The 7,881-nt window shown below is 66.1% G+C and carries 5 protein-coding genes; 1 reads left to right on the top strand and 4 read right to left on the bottom strand.

Annotated features, from left to right (window positions below):
• Positions 1 to 1,290: 1,290 nt before the first annotated feature.
• Positions 1,291 to 2,544 (bottom strand): amidohydrolase, encoded by a 1,254-nt coding sequence (locus E1181_RS30560; protein ID WP_132679880.1) that lies wholly within the window; start codon positions 2,542 to 2,544, stop codon positions 1,291 to 1,293.
• A 20-nt stretch (positions 2,545 to 2,564) separates the two neighbouring features.
• The gene (locus E1181_RS30555; RefSeq protein WP_132679879.1) at positions 2,565 to 4,088 is read right to left on the bottom strand and encodes an AbgT family transporter; all 1,524 of its coding nucleotides are present in this window, start codon (positions 4,086 to 4,088) and stop codon (positions 2,565 to 2,567) included.
• 117 nt (positions 4,089 to 4,205) lie between these two features.
• Here E1181_RS30555 and E1181_RS30550 point away from each other — a divergent pair, with 117 nt between their 5' ends.
• Complete coding sequence (locus tag E1181_RS30550) at positions 4,206 to 5,261, top strand: Lrp/AsnC family transcriptional regulator (protein WP_132679878.1); 1,056 nt, start codon at positions 4,206 to 4,208, stop codon at positions 5,259 to 5,261.
• Between the two features lie 53 nt (positions 5,262 to 5,314).
• Here E1181_RS30550 and E1181_RS30545 read toward each other — a convergent pair whose 3' ends face one another.
• Positions 5,315 to 6,868 carry an FAD-binding protein gene (locus tag E1181_RS30545; protein WP_132679877.1) on the bottom strand — a complete coding sequence of 518 codons (1,554 nt, stop codon included), beginning with the start codon at positions 6,866 to 6,868 and terminating at the stop codon, positions 5,315 to 5,317.
• Positions 6,869 to 6,908: 40 nt separating this feature from the next.
• On the bottom strand, positions 6,909 to 7,881 hold a 973-nt coding region (locus E1181_RS30540; protein ID WP_207922392.1), incomplete at its 5' end, for an alpha/beta fold hydrolase.

Here is a 7,881-nt window from a genome sequence, read left to right as displayed (position 1 = left end):
GGACAGAAGGGAAGACGGGGGCGAGGGGAGCGGGAACCTGGGTGCCGGGAGGGCGGGTTCGGAGTAGCTGGGCGACGCCAGGAGAGCCTGCGGACCAGGGCGATTCGCCATGCGTCAAGTGAAAGCTATTTTACTTCAGCGACATTCATAAGTTGATCATGGTATTTCGTGGATAATCTACGTTATCCATCAATCGGAGTTATGGCCGCTGGGCACAGCGAGGGTCACCCTCGGGGGATCGTAGCCCCCGAGGGTGTCATCCATCGAGCCGTCAGTCGCACTCCGCGGGACTTCGAGGCGGTCTGCCGCTGTGCCGGTTGAGTCGAACCAGCTCGAAGCCTCGCCGGCGGCTCTGGCGCGGCGGCTCGTCCCTGGTGATCAGCAACGATCAAATGCACTGCGCAGACCATCGTTTCGAGGTCCAGCCAGACCAACCCCATTACGTCACAGTGACGGAACTAATGGTTGACAAGGGGGTTCGCCGGACAAACAAGGGGACTTGCCATCGGCTCCTCCAGGCCATCCGAGCGGCAACCACCAAGCGCCCAGCTGACCCGAGGCGCAATCTGCCTCCGAACCGACACGAGCCCTCGGGACCTCTGCGCGCAACACCCACCGAACCTCCCGGCGCGCTCACACCGACCGCCGCCACTGCACCTCGCCACGCCACCTCGGGCGCCAGCATTGCCACGATGCACCCGCACGCAGCGCCTGCTGCAGCTCGAAAAGAGCCGTCCAACAGCCCCTCTCGCCTCAGTCCTGCATCATCCCGTAAAGCCGATAATGCACATTATGTTAAGTAAGGTGTTCGGAGGCCTCCCCACTGAAATCGGTGACCGCGTCCCATGCGACTGCGACTTTCAGCGTCGACTGAGGCAGTCCGGGCAATCGGTGTCACCGAAGAACCAACAGTTGGTCTCCTCGTAGGTTCCGTGGGCAAGCGTCTTGCCACACGCAGTCTTCATCTGGCCATTCCGGAACATCCAAACCCGTGTGCATCACGCCCTCGGTCCTGAGCTTGAACATGGCACTCTCGCTTGCTCTGTTAGCCAACCGGGGAACGGAAGCGACGCCAGATACCCGTCGTGATCGTCGCTAGGCCAACTGGCGAGGCGATCCGCCGCACGCCACATCATTACCGGGAACGGCCCCTCCGCGATCTGAGCAACTAGTCACTCACGGTGATCATTTTCGTCGGTGGACGGTCAGTCCGCTCCCCTGTGCCACCTCCCCTGCGAATGGCATTGCATCGACTCCGACACACCGACGAGCACCCCTCGCCTACTCCGGTCAGCGCCTGATGAGGCGTTCCAGGACGTCGAGGGCGACGGGCATGGCGCGCTCGTCGATGTCGAACAGCGGGTTGTGGTGCGGCGCGGTGTTGCCGCCGCCGACGGTCATGTAGGTGGCGATTCCGCCCTGCCGCTGGACTTCGCGGGCGAACAGGCTGGCGTCGTCGCTGCCGCCCATCTGCTTGAAACCCGCAGTGGTCGTCGCTTCGGGGACGTCTGCGGCGATCTGGTTGATCACGTCCACCAGGTCGGTATCGCAATCGATTGTGGCTGATCCACCGGTTTCGACGACGTCGACCGCGACGCCGTGCATGGTTCCGGAGCCGTGCAGCGCGGTTTTGATGCGCTCGGTGAGCTGGGTGCTCACGTCGGAGTCGGTGGATCGCGCTTCCAGGGTCATCTCGGCCCAGGAGGGCACGATGTTGACGTTGTCGCCGCCGTGCAGCGTGCCGACGTTGATCCGGGTGTCGGCTGTGGAGTAGCGCGGTAGCGCCATGACGTTGAGCAGCGCGCTGGCGGCTGTGGTCAGGGCGTTCGCGCCCTTCTCCGGGGCTCCGGCGGCGTGCGCGGCGGTTCCGGTGAAGGTGGCGCGCATCTTGGTGGTGGCCAGCAGGCCTTGGATGCCGCCGTTGACCTGCCCCACCGGTTCGTCGAGTCCGAGGTGCACTGCGACGAAGCGGTCGATGCCTTCTGCTGCACCTGCGGCGATCATCGAGGCTGCTCCGCGGCCTCCTTCTTCTGCGGGTTGGAACAGGAAGCGGACGGTGCCGGTGAAGTCGTCGTCTTCGGTGAGCCTGGTGGCCAGGCCCAGGCCGATGGCGGTGTGCCCGTCGTGCGCGCAGGCGTGCATCGCGTCGTGTTCGCAGCGGAATCCGTGTGCGGCTGGGGCGTGTTCGGGGCTGTCGGATTCGGTCAGGGGTAGTGCGTCCATGTCGAACCGCAGTCCCCAGGTGGGTCCGGGGTGCCGGCCGCGCACTTCGGCGATGACGGCGGTGCCGAACTCCGCGGCGTGCTCGACGTCGTCGGCGTCGGCGCCGGTGCGTGTCGCGCGTTGGGCGAACAGTGCGCGCTGCTGGGGGTTGGGGTAGTCCACGACGGTGTCGGGGCGCATGGCTTGGTGGCCGGTGAGTGGTTTCAGGCCGAGTTTGCGCAGGTGTGCGGTGACGATGCTGGAGGTGCGGATTTCGAGGAAGGCGGGTTCGGCGTAGCGGTGGAAGTCTCGTCGCAGGGCTACGAGTTCGTCGAAGTGCATCGTGTCTCCTTTGTCGGTGGTCAGAGCCGGATGCCGGAGCCCGGTCCGACGGGCAGGTCGAAGAAGTAGAAGGTTGCGAGGATCAGCAGCCACATCGCGAAGAACGGGAGGACGAAGACGCTCAGCCGTGCCAGCAGCGTGCCGAGCTGGGTTTCGGGTTCGTACTTCCGGTTGACGCTGAGCAGGATGTAGACGTAGGCGTTGAGCGGGCTGACGGCCTGCGTGGTGGAGTCGCCGATCCGGTATGCGGCCTGGATGAACGCCGGGTCGTAGCCGAGGATGGTGAAGGCCGGGATCATCACGGGTGCCAGCAGTGACCAGAGTGCGGACCCGGAGGTGATGAACAGGTTCGCCACTGTTGCCAGCAGGACCATGACGATGATCGCTGGGAAGCCGGTGAGGTGTGCGGCGCGGAGGCCGTCGGCGGCGCCGACGGCGATGAGGGTGCCGAGGTTCGACCAGGTGAACAGTGCGATGAACTGTGCGGCGATGAAGATGAAGACGATGTAGCCGGCCATGTCCTTGACGGTCTCGGTCATCATGCGCGGTACGTCTGAGCGGTTGGTCACGGTGCCGGCGGTGAGTCCGTAGGTCAGTCCGGCCAGCAGGAACGCGATGATGATCAGCGGGACGATGCTGTCGAGGAACGGTGAGGGGACGAGCGTTCCGGTTTCGCCGCGCAGGAAGCTGCTGGGCGCGAGCCAGGTGCCGAAGGCCAGTGCGGCGTAGGCGATGAGGAGGGCGGTTGCCCGCAACACGCCTCTGCGTTGTTGGGGGGTGAGCTCGGTTGCGTGTTCTCCGTCGGGGTTCGTCCACGGTCCGAGTCGGGGTTCGAGCACGCGGTCGATGAGGAATCCGCCGACGAGCGGGAGGAGGAGGCCTGCGGTGGCGGCGAAGAAGTAGTTCATCGCGATGTGGGTGTGCACTTCGATGCCCACCGGGGCGATCTGGGTGGCCTTCTCGGTGATGCCTTCCAGCAGTCCGTCGAGTGATCCGACCAGCACTCCCCCTGCGTATCCCGTTGCGCCGCAGGCGAAGGCTCCGATGAGGCCGGCGACGGGGTGGCGTCCGGCGGCTTTGAACATCAGTGCAGCCAGCGGTGGGATGACGATGAGCGATGGGTCGGACATGACGTGGGCTTGGCAGGCCACGAATGCCACTGCGTAGGGCAGCAGCCAGCGTGGTGCGCGGCCGAAGGCGAGGGTGACGGCTGAGGTCAGGTATCCGGTGCGTTCGGCGAAACCGACGACCAGCATCATCGCCAGGACGGTGCCCAGTGGTGGGAAGCTGATGAAGTTGTCGACGAAGTTGGTCAGGAACCAGACGAGGCCTTCGGTGCTGAGGACGGCGCGTACTGGGATTGGTTCGGGTTTGCCGGGGACTTCGATGGTGAGTCCGAAGGCGGCGACTGTGGTGGTGACCAGCGCCAGGGCGATCAGCAGGTAGAGGAACAGGAAGAACGGCTCGGGGATTTTGGTGCCGAGGCGTTCGATGCCGGTGAAGACCCGGTCGAGCGGGGTCTTGCGGGTGCGCGCTGTGTCCATGTGGTCTCCGGGCGGGTCGAGCGCTGCGTGTTTGGTGGGTGCGGTTGGCGGAAAGGGTGGACAGCGCTTCAGCTTTGTTGCTTGGATTGCCGGATATCGTCACGTGGGGGTCTGCGCATGCAAGATTCGTTCAGTCTTGATGAGCTGGATTTGGCGCTGGTCAACGCGGTGCAGATCGCTCCGCGCGCTTCGTGGCAGGTGATCGGCTCGGTGGTGGGTGTGGATGCGAGCACGGTGGCTCGGCGGTGGCAGCGCATTACTGAGCGGGGTTTGGTGTGGGTGACCGCTCATGCTCGGATTGCCACGCCGTCGGAGTTCGTGCTCGGGTGCGTGGAGATTCACTGCCGTCCTGATGAGCGGGACCGGTTGGCGTTGCAGCTCGCCCGGATGCCGCAGGTCGTTTCGGTGCATCAGGTGGGTAGTGGCCGGGATTTGCTGGTGTTGCTCAATTCGCGGAGCTTGCCTGCGCTCTCGCGGTTCGTGCTCGATGAGCTCAGCCATCGCTCGGGGGTGCGGCGGACGAGTGTGCACGCCGCTACCGCGATCTTCGGTGAGGGTGGGCATTGGCGGCTCGACGCGCTTTCTCCGGCGCAGCGCGCGGAGTTGGCTCGGTACGCGTTGCCTCGTGGGCGGCAGGGTGTGTTGACCGAGCAGGATCGTGCTCTGATGGTGGCGTTGAGCATCGATGCGCGGCGGCCGGTGTCAGAGCTGGCTGCGGAGACCGGGACCAGCGTGTCCACTGCGCGGCGGCGGTTGGCCAGGCTGGTGGACCAGGGGTTGGTATCGATCCGCTGCGAGGTTGCGCAGGGTCTCACTGGTTGGCCGGTCTCGGCGATCTTGTGGGCGAATGTGCCTGCGGGTGAGCTGGCGGAGGTGGGTCGGTCGTTGGCGAAGCTCTCGGAGGTTCGGTTCTGCGCTGCGGTGACGGGTGAGCGCAACCTCGTGGTGATCGTCTGGTTGCGTTCCCCGGAGGACTGTCAGCGTGTGGAGGAGCGCTTGGCGGTGTACCTGCCGTCGCTGGTGCTGGCGGAGCGTGCGATCACGCTGCGCCAGCCGAAGCGGCAGAGTCGTCTGTTGGACGATGTGGGGCGCAGTACCGAGGTGGTGCCGACTGATCCGTGGGCGGATTTGGGTTTGCCTGATGACCGGATGCCGGCTGGGGTCGGTTGGTGACGGTGATGCGTGCTTTCAGGTGTGGTTGTGCGTTGGGTTGGTGATCGAGTTGGTTACTCCTCTCCCCTGTGTTCGGCCATGTCGAGGGCTGCGAGGTGGCTGAAGACCATGCAGGCTCCGATGGGGTTTCCGCCGCCGGGGTAGGTGGTTCCGGAGACCGCGGCCATCGAGTTTCCCGCTGCGTACAGGCCCGGGATGATCTGGCCTTCGGTGTCGAGGACGCGGGCTCGTGCGTCGGTGCGTAAGCCGCCCTTGGTGCCGAGGTCGGAGATTCCGAAGGCGGCCGCGTGGAACGGGCCCTTGGTGATGGGGACCAGGGGTGATGCTCCGTCGGTGAAGGCGCGGTCGAAGGGTTCGTCGCCGCGCGCGAAGTCCTCGTCGGTTCCGGTTTCGGCGAAGGTGTTGAACCGCGTGACGGTGCGTTTGAGGTTGTCGGCGGGGACGCCGATCTTGGTGGCGAGTTCGTCGAGGGTGTTGGCGGTGTGCCACAGGCCGGCGTCGACGTAGTCCTGGGTGTTGCCCACGGGCACGCTGGTGGACTGGACTGGTGGCCTCTCCCCTGCCCTGTCGTCGTAGATCAGCCAGTACGGGAGGTTCATGCGGCCGTCGGCGAGGCGAGCGAGGATGCGTCGGCCGATGCGGTCGTAGGCGGCGGATTCGTTGACGAAGCGTTCGCCGTGGTCGTCGACGAAGATGCCTGCGGTGAACCAGAGGGAGAACGTCGAGGAGCCGTCGGGGTGGGTGATGCCGGGTGACCACCAGGCTTCGGACATGAGGTCGGTGTCGGCTCCGGCGGCGATGCCGGCGAGCGTGGCCAGGCCTTGGTTGCTGGGTGGGCCCATGGCGTCGCGCGTGTGGCCGGGGACGGCGTGGGCGGTGCGCATCTGCTCGTTGTGCTCGAATCCGCCTGCGGCGATGAGGATGCCGTGGCGGGCGTGGAGGTGGCGGCGTTGGCCGTCCTGGGTGATCACTGCCCCGGTGACGGTGCCGTCGGTGCGGACGAGTTCGTCGCAGACGGCGTTGCGGCGCAGGTCGGCGTGGGGTTGTTTGGACAGGGCGATGAGCAGGCGTGCGAGCAGGGCTTGGCCGCCGAAGAGTCCGTCCGGGAGGGGTTCGTCGGCGCGTTCGGTGCCCAGTGGTGGGCGGAGGGTGTCGCGGAGGGCTCCGAGTTTTTCGGCTTTGACGGGTTTGGCCATGATGTGGCGGCCGGTGGCGCTGGCGTGGGGTGCGGAGCCGAAGTAGTCGGGCCACGGGAAGGGCATGAACTTGAAGTCGGTGTCGGCTTCGAGGTAGTCGATGAGCGGTGCGCCGGTGTTGATGAAGGCGTCTTGGAGTTCGGTGGGTGTGCGGTCGCCGACGACGGCGTGGAAGTAGGTGCGGGCGTCGTCGAGGGTGTCGTGGTGGCCTGCGCGTTGGAGTGCGGCGTTGCAGGGGAACCACATGCCGCCGCCGGAGTAGGCGGTGGTGCCTCCGAAGTGGGTGGATGCTTCGGCCACGATGACCGAGAGTCCTTCTCGGGCGGCGGTGTAGGCGCCGGTGAGGGCGCCTCCGCCGGATCCGATGACGAGCACGTCGCATTCGTCGTTCGGGTCATGCTTGATCGCCATGCGACTCAGTAGAACATGTTTCAGTTTCTGTGGCGAGGGTTCAGGTGGTGGGTGGGAGTGCGGCTGCCCAGCTGGTCAGGACTTCGGCGTAGCGGGGCGGGTTCGGTGTGGTGCATGGCGTGGGCGGCGTCGGGGAACGACTGGTACTGCACGTCGACGCCGGCTTCGCGCATGATCGCCATCGCCTGCCGGGCTTGCAGGTCTGAGAGCGCACCGATCTCCTCCCCTCGGGGGCGGTGGTGTGCGCGTGGTGGGTGAGCAGCACGGGTGATTTGACCTGGGCGAGCATGATGTCGTGCGGGCAGTTCAGGCCGACGGTTCCTTCGGCGAAGGCGCGGCTCCACTCCGGGTCGTATTCCTTGATGTTCTGCGGCGGCTGGTCGGGCATGTCGAACATGCGCACGATCTGGTGGGGTGAGGTGCGGGCGGCGGCGGTGAGTCCGGTCCAGTCCCCCACGCGCCACTGGTCGCCGAGGTGATCGCGGTAGAGCTCGAAGACGGGGCCCGCGCCTTGGCGGATTCCGTGGCCGTGGGCGGGCGCGAGTTCGGAGGAGAACAGGGGCGCGTCTTCGCAGAGCGCTGCGCGGATCTGCCCGGGCATGGCGTAGGCGGCCAGCCAGGCGGCGAGCACGCCTCCGGAGGAGCATCCGGCGACGATGACGGGTCGCTGTATGACCAGGGCGATGAAGCGGACGAGGTCGTTGCCGAAGGTGTCGAGGCTGTAGCGCTTCGGGGTCCAGGTGCTGCGTCCTTGGCCGCGCAGGTCGACGGCGTGGACGTGGAAGTGCTCGGCGAGCAGGTGCATGGCGGGCTCGTAGGTCCACCAGGAGCCGGTTTGTTCGGGGATCAGCAGCAGGGCGGGTTTGTCGGGTGTTCCGGCTTGGGCGTGGTTGAGCTGGATCTCGCCCAGGTCGATGCGGGTTCGGGGAAGTCGCGCGGGACGAAGACCTCGGGGGACGGTGCGGGCATCGGCTTCTCCTGGGTGGAAGGGGGCTGGTGTGTGGGTCTTGCAG

It is taken from the genome of Saccharopolyspora terrae (genome assembly GCF_004348435.1).
In the GTDB taxonomy this organism is placed as follows: Bacteria; Actinomycetota; Actinomycetes; order Mycobacteriales; family Pseudonocardiaceae; genus Saccharopolyspora; species Saccharopolyspora endophytica.
The sequence above is the reverse complement of the archived record's forward strand: the minus strand, read 5'-3'. Positions and strand labels throughout refer to the sequence as shown.

What these genes read in the sequence shown, in the direction of transcription:
- E1181_RS30555 (WP_132679879.1), bottom strand. Translation starts at nt 4,088, where the DNA reads ATGGACACAGCGCGCACCCGCAAGACCCCGCTCGACCGGGTCTTCACC.
- E1181_RS30550 (WP_132679878.1), top strand. Translation starts at nt 4,206, where the DNA reads ATGCAAGATTCGTTCAGTCTTGATGAGCTGGATTTGGCGCTGGTCAAC.
- E1181_RS30560 (WP_132679880.1), bottom strand. Translation starts at nt 2,544, where the DNA reads ATGCACTTCGACGAACTCGTAGCCCTGCGACGAGACTTCCACCGCTAC.
- E1181_RS30545 (WP_132679877.1), bottom strand. Translation starts at nt 6,868, where the DNA reads ATGGCGATCAAGCATGACCCGAACGACGAATGCGACGTGCTCGTCATC.